The sequence below is a fragment of the Gillisia hiemivivida genome (genome assembly GCF_007997295.1).
GTDB lineage: Bacteria > Bacteroidota > Bacteroidia > Flavobacteriales > Flavobacteriaceae > Gillisia > Gillisia hiemivivida.
Window position 1 is genome coordinate 79258 of record NZ_VORY01000004.1, and the last position, 21665, is coordinate 100922.

At 36.1% G+C, this 21665-nt stretch carries 13 protein-coding genes; 4 read left to right on the forward strand and 9 right to left on the reverse strand.

The features are described 5' to 3' along the window. Positions 1 to 8: 8 nt before the first annotated feature. From pfkA to ES724_RS05830, 8 genes are all read right to left on the reverse strand, one after another. Positions 9 to 995: a 6-phosphofructokinase gene (gene pfkA / locus ES724_RS05795; RefSeq protein WP_146930823.1), complete on the reverse strand. Its 987-nt coding sequence runs from the start codon at positions 993 to 995 to the stop codon at positions 9 to 11. A 124-nt stretch (positions 996 to 1119) separates the two neighbouring features. Beyond that, positions 1120 to 2550, reverse strand: a complete 1431-nt coding sequence (locus ES724_RS05800) for an alpha-amylase family glycosyl hydrolase (protein ID WP_246136829.1) — start codon at positions 2548 to 2550, stop codon at positions 1120 to 1122. Positions 2551 to 2579: 29 nt separating this feature from the next. Continuing rightward, positions 2580 to 4931 carry a glycoside hydrolase family 31 protein gene (locus tag ES724_RS05805; RefSeq protein WP_246136830.1) on the reverse strand — a complete coding sequence of 784 codons (2352 nt, stop codon included), beginning with the start codon at positions 4929 to 4931 and terminating at the stop codon, positions 2580 to 2582. 513 nt (positions 4932 to 5444) lie between these two features. Further along, the gene (locus ES724_RS05810) at positions 5445 to 7286 is read right to left on the reverse strand and encodes a glycoside hydrolase family 13 protein (protein WP_146930832.1); all 1842 of its coding nucleotides are present in this window, start codon (positions 7284 to 7286) and stop codon (positions 5445 to 5447) included. A gap of 43 nt (positions 7287 to 7329) precedes the next feature. Continuing rightward, positions 7330 to 9636 (reverse strand): glycoside hydrolase family 65 protein, encoded by a 2307-nt coding sequence (locus ES724_RS05815; protein WP_146930835.1) that lies wholly within the window; start codon positions 9634 to 9636, stop codon positions 7330 to 7332. Then, the gene (pgmB, locus tag ES724_RS05820) at positions 9633 to 10298 is read right to left on the reverse strand and encodes a beta-phosphoglucomutase (protein WP_146930838.1); all 666 of its coding nucleotides are present in this window, start codon (positions 10296 to 10298) and stop codon (positions 9633 to 9635) included. Before pgmB ends, ES724_RS05815 begins: the two co-directional genes overlap by 4 nt. Continuing rightward, on the reverse strand, positions 10285 to 11805 hold the full coding sequence (locus ES724_RS05825) for an MFS transporter (protein WP_146930843.1): 1521 nt from the start codon (positions 11803 to 11805) through the stop codon (positions 10285 to 10287). The genes pgmB and ES724_RS05825 overlap by 14 nt, the downstream gene beginning before the upstream one ends. Before the next feature lie 134 nt (positions 11806 to 11939). Next, complete coding sequence (locus tag ES724_RS05830; protein WP_146930846.1) at positions 11940 to 12962, reverse strand: LacI family DNA-binding transcriptional regulator; 1023 nt, start codon at positions 12960 to 12962, stop codon at positions 11940 to 11942. Positions 12963 to 13178: 216 nt separating this feature from the next. Here ES724_RS05830 and ES724_RS05835 point away from each other — a divergent pair, with 216 nt between their 5' ends. From ES724_RS05835 to ES724_RS05850, 4 genes are all read left to right on the forward strand, one after another. Then, positions 13179 to 16100, forward strand: a complete 2922-nt coding sequence (locus tag ES724_RS05835) for a SusC/RagA family TonB-linked outer membrane protein (RefSeq protein ID WP_146930848.1) — start codon at positions 13179 to 13181, stop codon at positions 16098 to 16100. A 23-nt stretch (positions 16101 to 16123) separates the two neighbouring features. Beyond that, entirely contained in the window at positions 16124 to 17725 is a 1602-nt protein-coding gene (locus ES724_RS05840) for a RagB/SusD family nutrient uptake outer membrane protein (RefSeq protein WP_146930851.1), read from the forward strand. Between the two features lie 16 nt (positions 17726 to 17741). Then, positions 17742 to 18893, forward strand: coding sequence for a SusF/SusE family outer membrane protein (locus ES724_RS05845; RefSeq protein WP_146930854.1), 1152 nt, complete (start codon positions 17742 to 17744; stop codon positions 18891 to 18893). 122 nt (positions 18894 to 19015) lie between these two features. After that, positions 19016 to 20458, forward strand: coding sequence for an alpha-amylase (locus ES724_RS05850; RefSeq protein ID WP_146930857.1), 1443 nt, complete (start codon positions 19016 to 19018; stop codon positions 20456 to 20458). Between the two features lie 62 nt (positions 20459 to 20520). Here the strand turns inward: ES724_RS05850 and ES724_RS05855 are convergent, their stop codons facing one another. After that, positions 20521 to 21510: an aldose epimerase family protein gene (locus ES724_RS05855; protein WP_146930860.1), complete on the reverse strand. Its 990-nt coding sequence runs from the start codon at positions 21508 to 21510 to the stop codon at positions 20521 to 20523. Between the last annotated feature and the right edge of the window lie 155 nt (positions 21511 to 21665).

A 21665-nucleotide genomic window follows, 5' to 3' on the forward strand; every position in this document is an offset into this window, starting at 1 on the left:
TTCAATTATTATACTGAAGTAATATCAGCGACTCTTCTTAAATTCTTATCGTATTTAGCACCATTTTTGATTGCTATTTCCAATGGTACCGAAACTACTTTTTGATGATGGATTCCAACCATAATGGTACGTTCTCCATTTATAAGTGCGTCAACAGCGCCAATTCCTAGTTTACTTGCCAAAACCCTGTCAAAACAACTTGGAGATCCTCCACGCTGAATGTGCCCTAGCACAGAAACTCTAATTTCATAATCTTCAAGGTGCTCTTCTATGTACTCGGCGAGTTCAAAAATATTTTTCCCACTTTTGTCTCCTTCAGCTACCACAATGATACTAGAGGTCTTTCCTGATTTTCTGCTTTTCTTCAGAGATTCTACTAAACGCTCTATCCCTCTATCTTCCTCCGGAATTAAGATTTCCTCTGCTCCTGCTCCAATTCCGCTATTCAAGGCTATATCTCCTGCGTCTCTCCCCATTACCTCAATCAAGAATAATCTATTATGGGAGCTAGCAGTATCTCTAATCTTATCTATTGCTTCTACTACGGTATTTAAAGCCGTATCGTACCCAATCGTAAAATCGGTACCATTAATATCATTATCTATTGTTGCAGGAATTCCTATTACCGGAAAATTGTGTTCTTCGTTAAAGATCAATGCTCCTGTAAAAGTTCCATCTCCGCCAATAACCACCAATGCATCGATATCAGCATTTATTAAATTCTCGTATGCTTTTCTTCTTCCTTCTTTGGTTTGAAATTCCTTTGACCTGGCAGATTTTAAAAAAGTACCACCTCGGCTTATAATATTTCGAACAGATCTCGCATTTAGCTCTTCAAAATCATTCTCTATTAAGCCTTGATATCCTCTATAAATACCTACGCATTCAATTTCTTGAAAGGCACAACCTCGCACCACCGCGCGGATTGCGGCATTCATTCCTGGAGCATCGCCCCCTGAAGTAAGTACTCCTATTTTCTTAATTTTTACTTGCATTACTGTAAAGCTATCTGATTTGTTCCTTAATTCCTAATGAACTCTTTTACTAAAACGTTTTCGGTTAATAACTCATAAAAAAAGCCTCAATATTGAGGCTTTTTTAAAGATTTTGTAAAATTACTTAGTTGTTTATCAATATTTTGTATTCCCAAGGCTTAAATTCCAATTCCATATCCTTCTCAAGTTCTACCTCTCCAGAGCTCATATAATCCTGAAATTTACCATCCAACTCCATCTTGAATTTTACAGGAGCTTTTGTAAGATTTGCAACATAGATCAACATATCATCTCCACTTCCTCTTGAGAAAGCTAATACTTGATCATCTTTTGTTGTTTTTAATCTAGTGTACGCTGCAGCTTCTTTTCCACCAGCAAGAGCTGAGTTGGTGTTTTTAAGCTCACCAAATTTTACCATTAACGGCCAAACTTTACCCTTAGTTTTTGGAATACTATCTTTTTCAAAGAATAATAGTCTGTGATCCATGTCATATTCCTGCCCACTATAGATCAATGGCATTCCCGGCAATGTGTAAGAAAGTGCCAACATAGCTTCTCCTGCGTCTCCCATTCTTTCGTTAACCGTACCATTCCATGAATTCTCATCGTGATTGGTGATAAAGTTCATTAAGAAATCGTCTTTTTGATATAAAGTGTCAATTTTGGTCATATACTCGTCCCAAGCGGCAACAGTTTTCTTTCCTTGAGCCATCTCATTCATGATATGATGTCCTTCCCAGTTGTATCCCATATCGAAAGCATCATGAAAAAGATCTTTCTTTTCAGATTCTGCCAACATAAATACCGGCTTTACTTCCTTAATAGCTGATACCGCTTGTTTCCAGAATTCCGTTGGAACTTCTCCGGCAACATCTGCTCTAAACCCATCTATACCATGATTCTCTACCCAATATTTCATTTCCTTTGTCATAGCTGTCCAAAGCTCTTTATTGTCGTAGTTAAGATCTGCAGTATCTGTCCATCCCCAAGATTCTCCAGTTTCCGGGTTTAGAGGATCTACAATTTCTCCCGCTTCATTTTGAGTATAATATTCTGGATGCTGCTCAATCCAAGGATGATCCCATCCTGTGTGATTTGCTACCCAATCCATGATCACGAACATTCCATTCTCATGAGCTACGTCTACCATGTTTTGAAAATCTTCAATAGTTCCAAACTCAGGATTCACTTTAGTGTAGTCTGCAATCGCATAATAACTACCTAAATATTTCTCACGTTCCTTTTCATCCTCAATTTCACTAACCATTTTTCCACCTGTAGCTTTTCTATTCTTCATAGAAATAGGATATACCGGCATTACCCAGATCACTTTTACACCTAATTCTTTCAACTTCGGAATATCTTGCGTAAATGCATTAAAAGTCCCTTCTGGAGAATATTGACGAATATTCGCCTCATAGATCACAGCATTCTCAAGATCGCTGTCTTCAATACTAACTTTTTGCTCCTCGTTTGGAGTTTCTGAATCTCTCTTTTCTTTATTTTCATCTTTACAAGATGCCATTACAGCAACCATGCAAAATGCTAATGCCATTTTTTTAATCATAGTATATTAAGTTTAAATTAATTGAATTCTATTTTTATAATCGTTTCGTTTTGATCAAATCTCACAGGGATGTTTAATTTTTCTAAGTGCATATAATTCTTACCTGTATATTTTATTCCGTTCACATAAACAAACTGCACTTCTTTTTCAAGGTTCTCTATATGGAGATCTATTAATTTTATTTCTGAAGTGGCATTTTTCCCTACTTCCTTTTTAATCTTAATAGTTACTGCATCAACATCTAATTCAGATTCCAATTTCACTAATTCGAACATGCCTTTCTCGAATGCATCCGGAGTTTTACCGTCGTCATTAAATATAACAGCATCGCTTTTTTTAGCCTGCTCATCGTAATAAAAATAAACATCTAGAGTTGAAGCATCATAGTTCGCAGTGGTTTGCATAGGCCTTGCCATAGGAATAAAAGCGCCACCTCTAACAAATACCGGAATATGATCTTCTACTACATTTACAGAAGCTACCGTTCCTTTTGCATATTTCTTGCTCGTATAGAAATCGAACCAATTATTGGTTGATGGAAAAATCACTTCCTTGGAAGTAACTCCCGGGTTTAAAACTGGTGAAACCAAGAAACTATCTCCCCATAAATAGGTGTTGGAAACAGCATACATCTTATAATTTTCAGGCTCTTCAAAGAATAAAGGTCTCATTAATGGTTTCCCTGAAATATGATTTTCGAAGGCCAAGCTATAATTATAAGGCAATAATTTATATCTCAATTCAATGGCTTTTTTAGCCAATGCTTTAGTCTTCTCATTTTTAAAAACTGGTTCCGAAGCCACGTCTTCTTGCGCATGTGGACGGAATATTGGCTGAAAAACTCCATACTGTAACCATCTGATATATAACTCATCATCTTCAAGAGCACCAGCAAAACCACCCAAATCGGAGTGCATATATGCCAAGCCTTGTAATCCCATTTGTAAGCTTATCTCTGGTTGTGGTTTCAAACCATTCCAACCTCTATTAACATCTCCAGACCAAGGTATTAATCCGAAGCGTTGTGATCCTGCTGCACCCGCTCTCATTAAAATAAAAGGACGCTCTTCAGGAAAATCGGCTTCAGATCCTTCCTTTATCATTTTCGCCCAATAATGTCCGTAGATATTATGAACCTCATCTGCAGATCCAATACTGTGTTGTAGTTTTGTTGGATGTACCTCTGGTTCTCCAAGATCTCCCCACCATCCAGCTACTCCCAAAGATTTAAGATCTTTATAGATATTCCAAAACCAATCTTGTGCTTTTGGTTTAAAAATATCTACCAATCCTGTATTCCCAAAGTAAAAATCGTATTTGAACGGATTCCCTACAGAATCTGTAGCTAATACATTTTTCTCTACTGCCTCGTCCCATTTTTTGGAAGTGGTTAGGATAAATGGCTCTGTAACTAGGATCGTTTTTACTCCTTGATCTGCTAATTTTGAGATCATTTGTTTTGGTTCCGGGAAAGAATCTTTCACAAACTCCAGATTTCCCATGGTCCCTTTTATATCGTGTCCAAACCAATAAAGATCAAGAATAACGGCATCTACCGGAATGCTGTCTTTTTTGAATTTAGCAATCGTTTTTTCGACTTCTTTTTGGGAATGATATCCAAATCTACTTGAGAAATTACCAAAGGCCCATCTTGGTGGTAATGGCTGGCGCCCGGTTAAAAGTGTATAATTCTCAATGATCTTCTCCCATGTTTTCCCAACAATTAGTTGATAGGTCTTTCTCCCACTAATCGTTTCATAGCTTAAGGTGTTAGAATGATCACTATCCAGATCTAAAAATCCTATAGGTGCATTATCAAAATGCAACATATATTTTTCTGAAGACAACACGATTGGTAAGGTATAGTTCAGTAAAGCAGATTTTGTACCGTAGCCATAATCTGCTCGGTTGTATAATTCTAATCTATTTCCCCTTCTGTCCATGCCCAAAGCGCGGGCTCCTCCTCCAAATAGCATTTCATATTCCGCTATATTGAAATCGAGCTTTTCATGAGTTTCAGATTTGGAATAACCGGTTTTTTCTGAAATTACCTCTTCTCCTTCATAGAAATACTTTACCTGAAAAGGTTTTTTATTGATAATCACTGTAATACCAGAAGTTGCAATTTTAATTGAATTAGCTTCTTCTGTAACCGTTGGTGCTATTTCTGAAGGCTTTAGAACTACAGAATATGAATCTTCGGTATAGGTTTCTCCAGATGGGATAAAACTCGTTTCCAGAATCTCTGGCGTGAATGCCTGAAATCTATAAGTTCCATCATTGGTACTAACCTTTACAACATCTGAATTCTGTTGGATACTCTTAAAAGTTCTATTTGCATTTTGAGCAGAAATAAACCCTGAATTCATTCCAATGAAAATCAAAAGAAACAGGCATTTTATATGTTTTAGATGGATCTTCATGACCTTATTTCAGTTTTATAAATTATTATAAATGTCTTTTTATCGATACTAATTTGAACAAATCGTTACCCTGTCTTTAACTACCAAGACATTGTGTTGTCATCCCGACGGAAGGAGGGATCTCTTATCGAAGAGATTCTACTCCATTGAAATCCCTCGACCTTAGTTTACCCTGAGCGAAGCAGAACGGCTCGAACTCATATTAATCTGTTTTGAGCGTCACCCTGTCCCGAACTATCGGGAGTTTCAGGGTCTCCCCCCGAAGGAAGAAGGGATCTCTTATCGAAGAGATTCTGCTCCATTGATCTTTCTAGACTTTAGTTTATCCTGAGCGAAGCCGAACCGCTCGAACATACATTGATCTGTTTTGAGCGTCACCCTGTCCCGAACTATCGGGAGTTTCAGGGTCTTCCCCCGACTTACAGGAATGCTGAAACAAGTTCAGCATGACGTAAAAAATTATCTCAATTCTATCACCATCGAAGATTTCCCTTCAATTTTCAAAGTCTTATCTAAAGAGATCTCACTACCAGACAATATTTCCTTTCCAGTAGTTATTCCATCTAAACCCTCAGCATAACGAGTGAGCTCTAATTCCTGTGCTTCAGGATTATTATTTATCACCACCATAACCCGCTCATTTTCATCATATCTAAAATAAACGTACACGTTGTTTTCTGGTAAGAACTGGAGCAATTTCCCGAAGTGCAGCACTTCCTTCTCTTTTCTATAATTCAGTAATTTCTTGGTAAAAGCATGATAAGCTTCTTGATCCTGATTTCTTCCTGTTTCAGTAAAAGCATTGTTATCGTCTCCTATCCAGCCTCCTGGAAAATCTCTACGAATATCGCCATCACCAAGTTTTTCTTTATTTCCAACCATCCCTATTTCATCTCCGTAATACAATTGTGGAATTCCATGTGTAGTCAGCACCAAAGTCATTACTAGTTTGTATTTATTAAGATCGCTTTTGTAAATCCCATTAATCCTATTGGTATCATGGTTTCCGGCAAAGACCAACAAATTATTGATATCGGCATATAAAAAATCATTCACGAAATTCTCGTAAACCTTGATCATTCCGGTGTCCCAGCCAGGATTTTCTTCATCAAAAACCGTCATCAAGGCATCATGCAAAGTGAAATCCATTACAGAGGGTAAATTGGAATTATAGCTTTGGATCGCTCCAATTGGGCTATCTTTTTGCCAATAAGAGATTTGTGCCTGATCGTGCATCCAAACTTCCCCAACAATATTGAAATTAGGATATTCATCCATGATTGCTTTTGTCCACTTGGCAATTCCATCTTTATCATTAAAAGAATAAGTGTCCACACGAAAACCATCCAAATTGGCATACTCAATCCACCAAATAGCATTTTGGGTAAGATAGTTCAACACCAATGGATTACTCTGATTTAGATCTGGCATAGTACTTACAAACCAACCATCTACACAGTATCTCCAATCTATCTGAGACCTATTGGGATCATTCTGAGTAGACATTCTGTAGTTAGAATTCGCATATCCGGGGAATTGATGGATCCAATCGTAAGTTGGAAGATCCTTGATCATCCAATGCTCTGCCCCCCAATGATTGGTAACATAATCCATTACCAGTTTCATATCGCGCTTATGCATCTCTGCAGCCAATTTTTTATAATCCTCATTAGAACCATATCTCGGATCTATATTATAAACATCACTTTGTGCGTAGGTATGGTAAGAATAAGCTTTATCATTATCTTCTAAAAGAGGTGTGCTCCATAAAGCTGTCACTCCCAGGTCTTCCAAATAATCCAAATTATTGATCACTCCTTGAAGATCCCCACCATGGCGACCTCCGGGTAATTCCCTATTTGCTTTTTCTGTAAGATTAACGTTAGAATCGTTATCTGGATTTCCATTCGCGAAACGATCTGGCATAATTAAATACATCGCATCGCTGGCATCAAAACCTTTTCTGATAGTAGATCCTTCCCTTCTTTCTTTCAACTCATAAGCCTTAGAAAATCCTTTAGTTCCTTTTTTGCTGAAATTAAAAGTATAAGAACCTGTGGGAAGATCTTTAGTTTTGATAGTTACAAATATGTAATTAGAATTCTCTGTTTTAAGCACATTTTCTATCACCACATCTTTTGGAGCAGACACTTCATGTTGCGAAATATCTTTACCATAGAACATGATTTGTAGATTCTCCTGATGCATATCACTCCACCAAAATGGAGGCTCTACTTTATCTATCTGTGCAAATGTTGAAAGGCTAAAAAATACCGAAAAAAGAAAAAATAACTGCTTCATTAAATTGATTTAATATTATAACGGACTCACTTAAAAAATCTACCTATACCTCAACCTCGTTATTTGGCTGAACTTCTATAGATTTACCTTTTACTAAAATATTAATCGGCTCGGTTCCTTCTAATTTAAAAGTAGTTTTCGCCTTGGTTACATTAACTTTTACAATCTGGTTTCTAAAATTCACTTTAAAAGAATAAGCATCCCATTGGTCTGGAATTCTTGTATCAAAGGATAATTGATCATTCACCACACGCATTCCGCCAAAACCTTCAACAATGCTTATCCAGGTGCCGGCCATACTAGTGATATGACAACCTTCTTTTACTTCATTATTATAATCATCCAGATCCAGTCTAGAAGTTCTCACATAAAACTCATAGGCCTGCTCCATTCTTCCCAACTTGGCAGCCTGTATACTGTGAACACAAGGAGAAAGTGAAGATTCATGAACCGTTAGCGGCTCGTAGAAATCGAAATGTTTGGCTAGTTCTGCATCATTAAAACGATCTTCAAAAAAGTAGAATCCTTGTAATACATCTGCTTGCTTTATATAGCAAGATCTCAAAATCCTATCCCAACTCCATTTCTGGTTTATAGGTCTGCTTGTTTTTTCTAATTTTTCAACAGGAATTAATTCCTTATCTAAAAATCCATCTTGTTGCAGAAATACCCCAAATTCTTCTGAATATGGGAAATACATGTTTTCAGCAACTTCTTTCCATTTCATCAATTCGGCTTCAGAAAGATTGGTTAAACCATAAATTCTGTCATAATCCTCTGAATGTCCATCTTTTACTTTATTCAATGTTTCCAAACAATATTCGATACACCATTTAGCTAGATAATTGGTATACCAGTTGTTATTCACATTGTTCTCATATTCATTAGGACCTGTAACCCCAAGGATCACAAACTTATTCTTGTCTTTACTAAAGTTTGCTCGTTGTTGCCAAAATCTAGCAATCGCAATCATCACTTCAAGTCCTTTTTCCGGGATATAATCGAAATCGCCAGTATATCTCACATAATTATAGATAGCGAACACCATTGCGCCATTTCGGTGAATTTCCTCAAAAGTGATCTCCCATTCGTTATGGCTTTCTTCCCCATTCATAGTAACCATAGGATACAATGCTGCTCCATTAGTAAAACCTAATTTTTCGGCATTTTCAATAGCCTTATCTAAATGATTGTATCTATAGGCCAACAAATTTCTTGCTACCTGTTGATCTTTGGTAGCCATATAAAATGGAATACAATAAGCTTCGGTATCCCAATAAGTACTCCCTCCATATTTCTCTCCTGTAAAACCTTTTGGACCAATATTCAAGCGTTCATCTTTCCCTGAATAGGTCTGATTTAGCTGAAAAATATTGAAACGAATTCCTTGTTGGGCTTTTACGTCTCCAGAAATAGAGATATCTGCCATTTCCCAAGTTTTGGCCCAAGCATCTTTTTGATCCTGAAGCATGCCGTTATATCCTTTGCCAACCGCTTTGGATAATACATTTTTGGCAGCAACGACTAGATCATTTCTATCATGATTCATATCTGTAACATAACCTGCAAATTTCTGCAAACTCACTACATCCCCTTTTTCTGCTGAAATCTCATAGGTGAAGATAATCTTATCCTGCTCTTTCTCTTCTTTATGATCAAGCTCAACTTTTTTACCATTTAGTAAAATTTCAGACTGCATGAAGGTACAAGCATGAAATTCTGTCTTTAATGTTTTTGAAACTATAAAGCCTTGATTTTCTGTAGAACTAATCTCAATGGTTTTCCAGAATTTCTCTTCCCAGTTAGCATCGATGTTGGAAACACCACTATCCAAGTAGGGTTGGAAAGTGATTTTTGCGTCTCCAGAAATTAATTCTACTTGATAATCTATAGCTCCAGTTTCATCCAATTCTAAAGATAAAAATCTGGTTGCTATTACTTTAATTGTAATGTCATTTGGTAAGGTGGCAACAAAACTACGTTGGTACCAACCTTCCTTCATATTCAGCTCCCTGCGATAATCTGCAACCTTAGTACACGTGTTTAGATCTAGAGCTTCTCCATTTACAAAGACATTGATCCCAATCCAGTTGGGAGCATTCAGCACTTTTGCGAAATATTCTGGATAGCCATTCTTCCACCAACCAACTTTGGTTTTATCTGGATAATAGATTCCTGCGATATAGCTTCCTTGGAAGGTTTCTCCAGTATATTGTTCTTCAAAATTGGCACGCTGGCCCATTTTCCCGTTTCCTATACTGAATAAACTTTCTGAAGATTCTACTCGATCCTTATCGAATCCTTCTTCTATGATAGACCAATTGTCTGGTTTTATATAATCTTGATTCATGCTTTTGGTGTCAATAAATTTTTTATAAAGTCTATTTCAATTTCTTCAAAACTGCTAAAAACATAATCTGCTCCATGCAGAACATCTTTATCACCAATTCCTATACTTAGCATTTCTGCAATATTAGCAGCTTGTACTCCTGCAACAGAATCTTCAAAGACGAGGCAGTTTTCTTGAGCCACTCCAATTTTTTCAGCAGCAATAAGGAATACCTCCGGATCTGGCTTGGCTTTACTTACATCGTTCCCATCTACAATCGCTTGAAATTTTTCCATCAATCCTGTTTTCTTTAAGATTGGACGTGCATTTTTACTTGCAGAGCCTAATGAGATTGGAATATTTTGTTCAGAAAGAAAATTTATAATTTTGGGAACTCCTGGCAAGATATCTTTACTGTTAAGATTGGTGATATAAGAAAGATAGTTGTCATTCTTCTCCGCCATTTTCTCCTTGAATTCATCTTCAGATAAACTCGTGTTTCCCCATTTTAATATTTTCTCAAGAGATCGCACTCGACTAACCCCTTTTAGTTCTTCATTTTGAAGCTCTGTAAAATCGAAACCCAGATCATTAGCCAGTTTTTTCCAAGCTAAGAAGTGGAATTTCGCAGTATCTACAATTACTCCATCCAAATCGAAAATTACTCCTTTAATTTTGCTCACTGATATTAATTTTTCGTTGTGTTTGAACTCTTAGGGTTAAGATTCCCGCCAAGATCATTGAGAAACCTCCTATTAACAAAGCGTAGATAGGTTCGTTCCCAAAAAATTCTTTTACTAAAAATCCTAAAATTGTGGCTGCCACAATTTGAGGTATCACTATAAAGAAGTTAAAAACTCCCATATAATATCCCATTTTATTAGAAGGTAAAGATCCAGACAACATAGCATAAGGTATAGATAGAATACTCGCCCAAGCGATCCCTACTCCTACCATAGCTAACAATAATCCTATTTTATCTGAAAGAAAATAAATAGAAATAAGTCCTAAACCTCCCGCACAAAGTGCTAGCATATGGGTGAATTTATTGCTTGTTCTTCTTGCCAATACTGGTAATAGAAATGCTACAGCTGCAGCAACTCCATTATAAACAGTGAACATTACTGTTACCCAGTCTGCTGCATCGTTGTAAAGTTCTGAAGTAGTGTCTGAAGTATTAAATACATGTCCTGTCACGGCTTGAGTAGTATAGATCCACATAGAAAATAATGCAAACCAAGAAAAAAATTGTACCCATGCCAACTGCTTCATAGCACGTGGCATATTAAGCATATCGGTAATAATTACAGTAAATCCATTTCGGACCTGTTTTTTGCGCAGCTGAGAAGCTATCATAAACAGAATTCCAGCTATTAATAACCCTATAAAAAGGATATATAGCTCTTTAGTTAAATCTTCAAAATAAATAATGCCTGAGAATAAAGCTCCTATTACAGACATACCAAAACCTATCTTAAATTGGGATTTAATATTTTTCTGCTTGTCAACAATCTCATCATTTATAGTCGAAATTGCCTTATCGGCTTTATCGAAAGCAGCTAATTCCTCTGGTGAGTATTCCTTAGATTTAAATACCGTCCAGAGTACTGCGAGTAAAAATACCACGCCACCTACATAGAAAGACCATTTTACAGAATCAGGAATAATTCCTTCTGCTGCTGTATTGCTTACACCAAACCAGTTGGTAAACATATAGGGTAATAAAGAACCTACTACGGCACCTATCCCAATAAAGAAACTTTGCATGGAAAACCCAAGGGTGCGCTGCCTTTCAGGAAGATTATCACCTACAAAAGCCCTAAATGGTTCCATAGAAATATTTATGGAAGCATCCATGATCCATAAAGTTCCTGCTGCAACCCAAAGCGTTGGGGAATTGGGCATAATAAATAAGGCTAAAGAAGAAAGAATTGCTCCAACTAAAAAATATGGGCGTCTCCTCCCTAGTTTTGTCCAAGTTCTATCGCTAAAATATCCAACTATTGGTTGTACTATTAGTCCGGTTACCGGGGCAGCTATCCATAGAATGGGAATATCCTCTACTTGTGCTCCAAGAGTTTCAAAGATCCTCGAGGTATTAGCATTTTGTAAAGCAAATCCAAATTGAATCCCTAGGAATCCAAAACTCATGTTCCAGATCTCCCAGAAACTAAGATTGCGTTTTTGCATATCGTAAGATTAAATTTCTACTACGACAAGCGCTATGACTCGTCAAAACGTATTAACAGGAAGTGAAAATATCAGTTTTGACTAAAATTATAAGGTGGTAAAGATATATAAAATTTTAAATGTTCAAAGAGAAATTAGCGTTTTGTAGAATTGCGCTCTACCAAACCAGTCTCAATTATGATCGTTTCAAAAGGCTCATCTTCAGAATCATCATTCTCCAATTTCTTTATAAGCAATCGGGCTGCCTGTGCACCCATTTCTTCTCCATGCTGATTAATAGTGGTTAAACTTGGAATAAATCTTTTGGAAAGCTCTCCATCTGTAAATGCAATTACCGAAACATCCTTTGGCACATCTAAGCCTTGTTCCTTAAAGGCTTTTATGGCATAAATCGCAAAATGCTCATTCACGGCAAAGACTGCATCCATTGATTTATCACTTAAAAATCTGCTTATTTCTTCTTCACTTTGATCAAAGTCATCCACCTTTAAGATCAAAGATTCATTTAGCTCTAGATTGTTTTCAGATAATGCTTCTAAATACCCCTGAGTTCTAAGCTTTCCAACACTTACGTAATCTATGGTACTTATAAGTCCAATTTTTTTACAGCCTAAGTTTACCAAGTGTTGCACTGCTTTTTTAGCACCCAAGGTATCATCAATAATAACCTTATCACAGTTGATTTCTTCTATAACCCTATCAAACATTACCAAAGGCATCCCCTGTTCTATGACTTCAGTTAAATGATGATAATCCCCTTTTTGCTGAGTCTCCTTTGCTACTGAAAGAATGAATCCATCTGTACTCCCATTCGCCAAGATTTCCATATTTATCACTTCTTTATCGAAGGAATTATTGGAGGTGCAAATTATTACATGATAGCCCTTTTCATTGGCTACTTGCTCTATTCCGCTTATCACAGTAGTAAAATAATGATGTACGATTTCAGGAATAATTACTCCAATGGTTTTTGATTTCCTGTTCTTTAAGCTTAGTGCTATATTATTTGGCTTGTAATTATACAACTTAGCAAAGGCCTTTATTTTTTGACGGGTATCTTCACTAATTTCAGCACTATCACGCAAAGCTTTAGAAACGGTAGAAATTGAAACGTCCAACTCTTTGGCAATTAATTTAAGGGTTAATCTTTTTTTCATAGGGTATTAATAGTAGGACGTGGTAGTTTCTTGTAATCTACAACAAAATTACAAAAAACCGCTTAATTCAATTAAATACAAAAGTTGTCAACACGAAAACGTTTTCGTGGTGGTCATCAAGCAAATACGCAAGAAATTAACATATCGTTTACATACATTTAACCCCAGGAAGTGATAATATACAGTTAAATTTTATTCAAATCAATCAAATTATTTATGGAAAAATTACTTAAAAGTTCGTTGTTTTTGCTGTTAATGCTACCGATGAGCTTTTTTGCCCAACAAAGCGTAAGCGGTACTGTCACTGAAAGTGCAACCGGATTACCAGTGCCCGGGGTGAATATAATCGTAAAGGGAACTAATAATGGAACAATTACCGATTTTGATGGTAATTACACTTTAACTAGTGTTGAAAGCGAAAACGTTTTAGTATTCTCCTTTTTAGGATTTACTACTCAAGAAATCCCTTATCAGGGGCAATCTTCGATTAATGTGCTTTTAGACGAAAGTCAGAATGCACTGGAAGAAATCGTACTTATAGGATATGGTTCTACTACAAAGCAAGATGCAACTGGAGCTGTAGAAAAAATAAATCGTGAACAATTCAACAAGGGAGCCGTTATCTCGCCAGAACAACTTATAGCAGGTAAATCCGCTGGGGTTAGAATTACACCAAGTAGTGAACCAGGTGGTGGTGGTGAAATAAGAATTCGTGGAGGTTCTTCCTTATCTGGAAACAACTCCCCATTAATTGTTGTTGATGGAATTCCATTGGACCAAGGAGGTGTGCAAGGTGTAAGAAATCAGTTAAATGTTATTAACCCAAATGAAATAGAAGATTTTGTAATACTTAAAGATGCCGCCGCAACTTCTATTTATGGTTCGAGAGCTTCCAACGGTGTTATTCTAATCACCACTAAAAAAGGAACTATAAATTCAGAGTTTACTGCTGAATATGATCTTAAATTTTCTGGAGGAGAAATTACAGACAAAATTAATGTACTTAACGCTGCACAATTCAGAAATATTATTGAAAGCACTGCAGGGACAGACGTAAGCCTTTTAGGAACCTCTGATACAGATTGGCAAGATCAAATATACAGAAGAGCTTATGGAGCAATACATAATATTACTGTAGGACAGGGATTTGATAATTTCACCTATCGCTTGAATTTTAACCATACAGAACAACAAGGAGTTTTAAAAACAGATTTTTATGAGCGTAATGCCTTGAATTTAACTCTGACTCAAAACTTTTTAGATAACAATTTAAAAGTTACGTTGAACTCTAAAGGAATTTTAGACGACAACAGTTTTGCAGATCAAGGTGCAATTGGGAGAGCGGTAGCTTTTGACCCTACTCAATCTGTTTTTGATCCTACAAGCCCTTTTGATGGTTATTTTGAATTTAGAGGAGGAGATACTACCGATGATGAATTTAGACAGGCTACAAGAAATCCATTAGCTTTATTAGAACAAAGGTCTAACGATGCTCAGAATAAAAGAAACATCTCAAATCTAAATATAGATTACAGGTTTTCTTTCTTACCTGAGTTAAGATTCAATTTGAATGCCGGATTTGATTACGCAGAACTAGAAGGTTATGAAACACGGCCTATAACTTCTGCAGAAAATAATCAGTCTGTGCGTTTCGATAATTTTTATGGAGGAATAAATAGAAACACATTATTAGATTTTTATTTTAACTACAATAATAGCCTAGATGCCATCAACACAAAGCTAGATTTGACTGCAGGGCATTCTTATCAAGAATTCTATGTAAACAGTAGAACTAGAACTACTCAAAATAATGCACTCATTACCAATCCTACAAACATTAACCGTAACTCTTTAGAGTCTTATTTTGCGAGAGCTAGTTTTGATATTGCAAATAGATATTTGATATCTGCCAGTTACCGTAGAGATGGTTCTTCTAGATTTTCTGAAGATAATAGATGGAGTAGTTTCCCTTCTTTATCTGTTGGTTGGAAAATCATGAACGAATCTTTCATGGAAAACAGTAGCGTTTTTAGCAACTTAAAATTAAGAGCCGGATACGGTATTACCGGGAATCAAGAGATTGGAACAAATTATGGGTATTTAGGAATTTATACTCCTAGTCAACGTGGTGCATTGGTTCAATATGGAAATACTTTTGTAAATACCCTAAGACCTGAGGAATTTGACGAAGATCTTAAATGGGAAGAATTAAAAACTTATAACGTTGGATTGGATTTCGGATTCTTCGACAATAGGTTATCTGGTAGCGTAGATGCTTACTACAGGGAAACTGAAGATCTTTTGGCAACAGTGCCAGTTCCTGCAGGAGCAAACCTTTCAGATCTTTTGACAACCAATGTTGGTGAAACTGTAAGTCGTGGTTTAGAAGTTGGACTAGATGCCGCAATAATTAGAACTGAAGATTTTAACTGGAATGTTAATTATAACATTTCTTTTCAAGATTTAGAAATTACAGCTTTATCTTTAGGGAACGACCCTAATTTCTTTATTCCTCAAGGAGGCATTGCAGGTGGTACTGGAAATAATATCCAGATCTGGAAAGAAGGATTCGACCCAACTACATTCTTTGTATACCGCCAGGTTTACAATGAACAAGGACAACCTATAGAAGGTGCATATGTAGATGTGAATGGAGATAACCAAATTACAGAAGCAGACCGTCAGGCGTATAAAAAAGCAACACCAGACTATTTTATGGGATTGACAAATACTATTAATTATAAGAATTTGGATTTCAGTTTTACTTTTAGGGGAAATTTTGGAAACTATGTATATAACAACACACAGTCCGGAATCGGATTTGTGGGTGCTGGAACGGTTACTCCACAAGCCTATTACTCTAATCTAAATGCAAATGTTTTAGAATCTAATTTTGAAGCTGCTCAACTATTTTCAGATTATTATGTGAGAAGTGCAGATTTTGTGAGACTAGACAACGTTTCTTTGGGTTATTTATTCCCTGGAGATGAAGTAGATGTAAGAGCAAGTATTACAGGTTCTAACTTATTTGTAATTACAGATTATGAAGGTTTGGATCCTGAAATTGGAAATGGGATAGATAATAATTTTTATCCTAGAACAAGAAGTGTTGTGTTAGGACTTAATCTTTCTTTTTAGAAAATAAAAAAATAAATACTACTATGTATAAAAAAATTAAACCAGTCTTATTTCTTTTTGTGAGTACAGTGTTACTGTGGTCATGCCAAGACGACTTAGAATTAAAGCCCGAAGATAATCGGGAAACTTCTGCAACGGTTTTTGATGATCCAGCTTCCTATAGAGAGTTTTCAGCAAAATTGTATGCTGGCCTTTCACTAAGTGGACAACAAGGACCTTCAGGAAATGCAGATCTTGCAGGACTGGATGAAGGCTTCTCAAATTATATGAGACTTTTCTTCAAACTTCAAGAATTAACTACAGATGAAGCTGTAATTGGATGGAATGATGGTACAATTAAAGATCTTCATTCTCAAACTTGGACTTCAGGAAATGAGTTTATTAGAACTATGTACAGCAGAATAATGTATCAAATAGCTCTAACAAATGAATTCTTACGCCAAACTACCGATGCTAAATTAGATGGTCGTGGAGTGAACGGAGATTTAAAATCTGAAATTGCTGAATATCGCGCTGAAGCAAGGTTTTTAAGAGCCTTGAGTTATTATCATGCGATGGATCTTTTTGGAAATCCTCCTTTCGTAACAGAGGAAGATCCAATTGGAGCTTTCTTACCACAGCAAATACAGCGAGCAGATCTATTTAGTTATATTGAAGGTGAGTTGTTAGCAATTGAGAGTACGATAGTACCAGCAAGACAAAATGAATATGGAAGGGCAGATCAAGCAGCAGTTTGGATGTTACTTTCTAAACTATATTTGAATGCTGAGGTATATACAAGTCAAGATAGATACGCAGATGTAATTAATTACACAACTAAAGTAATTCAAGCCGGATATTCTATTCCAGATGTACCTTACCAGTACTCATTTTTAGCGGATAATGATTCTAATGGTGCACAAGATGAGGTAATCTTCACTATACCTTTCGATGGATTAAACACACAAGCTTATGGAGGGATGACCTTTATCATCCATGCCTCTATTGGAGGTTCAATGGATCCTGATAATTTTGGAGTAAGTAGTGGTTGGGCCGGTTTAAGAACCACTCCACAATTTGTAAATCTTTTCCCTGAAGGAGCAGAATCTTTAGATAGTAGAGCTATTTTTTATACAGAGGGTCAGAAAAAAGAAATAAATAATATCTCTGTATTTACAGATGGGTATGCAGTAGCAAAATTTAAAAATGTTACAGTAAATGGAGAGCAAGGAAGCGATTCTACAGGAGAATTTCCAGATACAGATTTCCCAATGTTCAGACTTGCAGATGCTTACCTGATGTATGCTGAAGCAGTACTAAAAGGTGGTGGAGGAAACGAAGGTCAGGCGGTTACTTATATTAATGAACTTAGAAAAAGAGCTTATGGAGATGCTAGCGGAAACATTTCTGCTTCCGATCTTAAAGAAGAAGATTTTATATTAGATGAAAGAGGCAGAGAATTATATTGGGAAGCTCATAGAAGGACAGACCTTGTAAGATTCAACAAATTTACAGAGAATGGTGTTTGGGCCTTTAAAGGAGGAGTTCCACAAGGAACTACGACAGCACCTTTCAGAAATATTATGCCTATCCCTGCTTCAGATCTAGGGGTAAACACCAATTTAACACAAAATCTAGGTTACTAATTTTAAAAAAATAAAAATGAAAAAATTATTAATGTTATTATTTGCCGTTGTTGCTTTAGTTGGATTAAATTCCTGTTCAAGTGATGATGATGTAGTTTTTATTGCCCAACCAGACCCGGAAGGCATTAATTTCATGAATTCTTTTAATGATACTTATGTATTAACTCCTGCTACTTCTGGAAATGTAGCAGAAAGATTTGTGTGGAATACTGTGAACTTAGATGTTCCAACTAATATCACTTATGAACTTCAAGCATCAACTGACGGAGATTTCACGAGTTTTGATGTTATCGGGAGCACCGGTGAAAATAACTTAGCTGTTAAAGTAAGCCAATTGATCACGCTTGCAACAGATGCAGGTTTAGATGCTGATGCAGAAACGGATTCTCCTAACACAGGTCCAGTTTATTTTAGAATAAAAGCTTATGCAGGGAATGATGGAGGAAATGCTCTAAATACTACTTCAGAGATAAAATCTATTACAGTACTGATGCCTGAAGCTGCTGTAGAAGAAGAAGTAATACCTGCTTTCAAACAACTTTATTTAGTTGGAGATGCTACCGCAGCAGGATGGAATCCAGACAATAATAACACTCCATTGTTTAGAGATTCTGAAAACCCAAATATCTTCTACTTTACAGGTATATTCAATGCCGGTTCATTCAAAATAGTTGGTGGACAAGCTTGGGCTCCAAGCTATGGTAAGGATGGTAATTCTTTACAATTTAGAGAAACTGAAGATGATCCAGATCCAGCGAATTTTGATGTTGCAACTGCAGGATACTATAGTCTAACTGTAAATATTGATGACTTAACTTATACTTTTGAGCCTTACGATGCTAGTGGAGCAACTGCATACACAGTGATTGGTATAGTTGGTGACGGAACAACTGTTGGATGGCCTGGTGATGATAATCCTACACCAGATATTCAAATGACTCCATCTTCTATAAATCCTCATATCTGGAATGCACAAAACGTAGAGCTTAATGGAGCTAATGCTAAATTTAGAGCTAACTTGGCGTGGGATGCCGCATGGGCTGGACCATTCCCGGCTGGGCAAGGCGTTTCTGATGGTGATATTCCAACCGTAGAGGGAACTTACAATGTTTGGTTTAATGATATCACTAAGAGATATGTTTTTATACCTATAGTAGTGACTGAATAATTTTCAGAATTCAATAATACTAAAGCTGTCTAAAGATTAAGGCTTAACCTATTTCTAATTACTAGAAGTTAAGTTAAATCTTAATAATCCATAGACAGCTTTTTCATTTTAAAAATTAAAAGATGATAAAAAAAATAATATTTGGTGCTGCAGTTTCTGTATTAATATTTGGGACTTCATGTTCTTCAGATAATGATCCTGTAAATCCTACAGACGATGTAATTGGTGTTGGAACACCAGAGCCTGCGACGTCTAAGCCTTTGAATTTATCCAGCTACGATAATGGATCTGGTGTTATGATGCAGACTTTTTATTGGGATGTAGAGCCAAGAGGAGAATGGTGGAAAATATTGAACGATAAAGTTGCTGGATGGGCAGATGCAGGAGTAGATAGAATATGGTTACCAGTGGTAAGCAAAGGACAATCTGGAGGGTATTCTATGGGGTACGATCCTTCAGATTATTTCGATTTCGGGGAATATTTTCAGCATGGTACCACACCAACTAGATTTGGAACGCGTGTAGAATTGGAAACTTTAATTGCCAGTGCACACAATGCTGATCTAGAAGTAATAGCAGATATCGTTTTAAATCATAACTCTGGGGGTGGAAATGAATTGAACCCTTTCAGAAACAAGGATACTTATACCCTATTTAACGAAACGAATGGAAATGCTTCAGGGATGTTTAATCGTGATTTTAACGATTATCACCCTAACGATATTCATGAACGGGATGCAGGAGATCTTTTCTTTTCTGAACAAGATGTGTGTCACGATCAGGAACACGTTCAACAGTGGTTTTGGAAAAAAGAAAATTCTGTTGCCAAGTATTACAAGAATGTAATGGGGTTTGACGGTTGGAGATTCGATTACGTCAAAGGTTTTGCTCCCTGGGTAATCAAAGAATGGATGGCCTCTGTTGGCGGTTTTGCCGTTGGAGAAAATTTCGATGGTAATTCAGCTGTACTAGAACAATGGGTTGAGGACACCGGTGTATCTGCATTCGATTTTGCCTGTTTTTATAAAATGGAAGAAGCATTCGATAGAAACAATGATCTCACCTTATTAGGGCAAGATATGTTACGTAAAACCTATCCAGAGAAGGCTGTAACTTTTGTTGCCAATCATGATACAGAAAAAGATGATAATGAAGATAACCGTATAGAAGAGAGTAATAAAATGAAAGCCTACGCCTATATTTTAACGCACGATGGCTATCCTACTATTTTCTATTCAGATTATGAAAATGCTGATTTCCAAGAGGAGATCAAAAATATGATCTTATTGCATAATACTTTAGCAACTGGGGATGTAGAAGTGCTTTATAATGATAATGATGAATATATAATGAAACGAGCTGGAAATACAAATAATCCGGGTTTGATCTTATATATAAATACAAGTGGAAATACAAAACGCAGAGAAATAGTAACTAATTGGACCTCCAAAAAGTTAATGGATTATGGAAATAATTCTTCCTATTCTCCTACTACTGGTGGAGATGGCACAGTGAGTTTAGAAGCTCCTGCTAATTCTTATAGCATCTACTCCATTATGGAGTAAGTTGATAAATTATTTATAATGCAAAGGCCGGATGAAATATCATCCGGCCTTTATTTATTGAATTAATCTTTTACTAAATTGAATTTGTATGAGATCTTATTTAAATATGTTTCACCAGCATTTAGAATACTAGAAGGGAAATTTGAATGATTAGGAGCATCTGGAAAGTTCTGTGCTTCCAAGCAAAAAGACGGAAATTTCTTACTTATTTTGGTATTATATTCCCAATGATCTGGTAATTGGACTGGTATAAAAGTTACTACCGCTGGCTGATTGGTTTTTAAGATCATCTCAATTTTAGATTTAGATGAATAAATTCTTGCGGCAATATTATTATGTTGATTCAAAACATAAGTATCGTCCACATTAATATTTTTAATCCTTTTGGAAACTAAAAAGTCCTTCTCTTCTGAAATCAGATCTCTCAGCGTTCCAGTTGGTCTTAATTTGGAATCTACCTCGAGAATTTTTGGAGCATTGATTTGTAATTTGTGATCCTTGACACTCCCTTCTCCATTTAAATTGAAGTAGGTGTGATTGGTAAGATTTATTATTGTTTGCTTATCACTTTTAGCAGTGTACTCTATTTTTAATTCATTCTCTTCAGTAAGCTTATAGAAAACCTCAACATTTAAATTTCCGGGATAACCTTCCTCTCCATCTTTAGAAGAACAGCTTAGTCTAATAGAAGGATTTGCACCTTTTGTTTGAGATATCATATCCCAAACCTTGTGCTGAAGCCCTTTCTTACCTCCATGTAAATGCACTCCATTCTTTTGAAACAGTTTTAAAGCTTTTCCATCAAGTATAAACTCTCCTTCAGAAATTCTTCCTGCATACCTCCCTATAGAAGCTCCAAAACACATGTTTTTTTGCCGGTATTCCTCAGTTACGTAATCTTCTTTATTCTTTGGGCCAACCACAACATTTATCAAATTTCCTTCTGCATCTTTAATTTTTAGGCTGAAGATCGTAGCGCCTAAATTCAGAATTTCTAAAGATGTTCCGGCTGTATTAGTAAGTGTAAATAATTGAAGATCTTCTGTAAACATGAAAATTATTTCTGAGTCAAATAAAAATTTAAAGGAACTTCAAAGATCGGAATTATTTACTTCTGAATATTTCGCTTTGACCAACAGATCTTCTTATTATTTGTTTAATACTTTAAAAACCCGAGTGATTGCTCACTCAGGGTTTAATTATAATG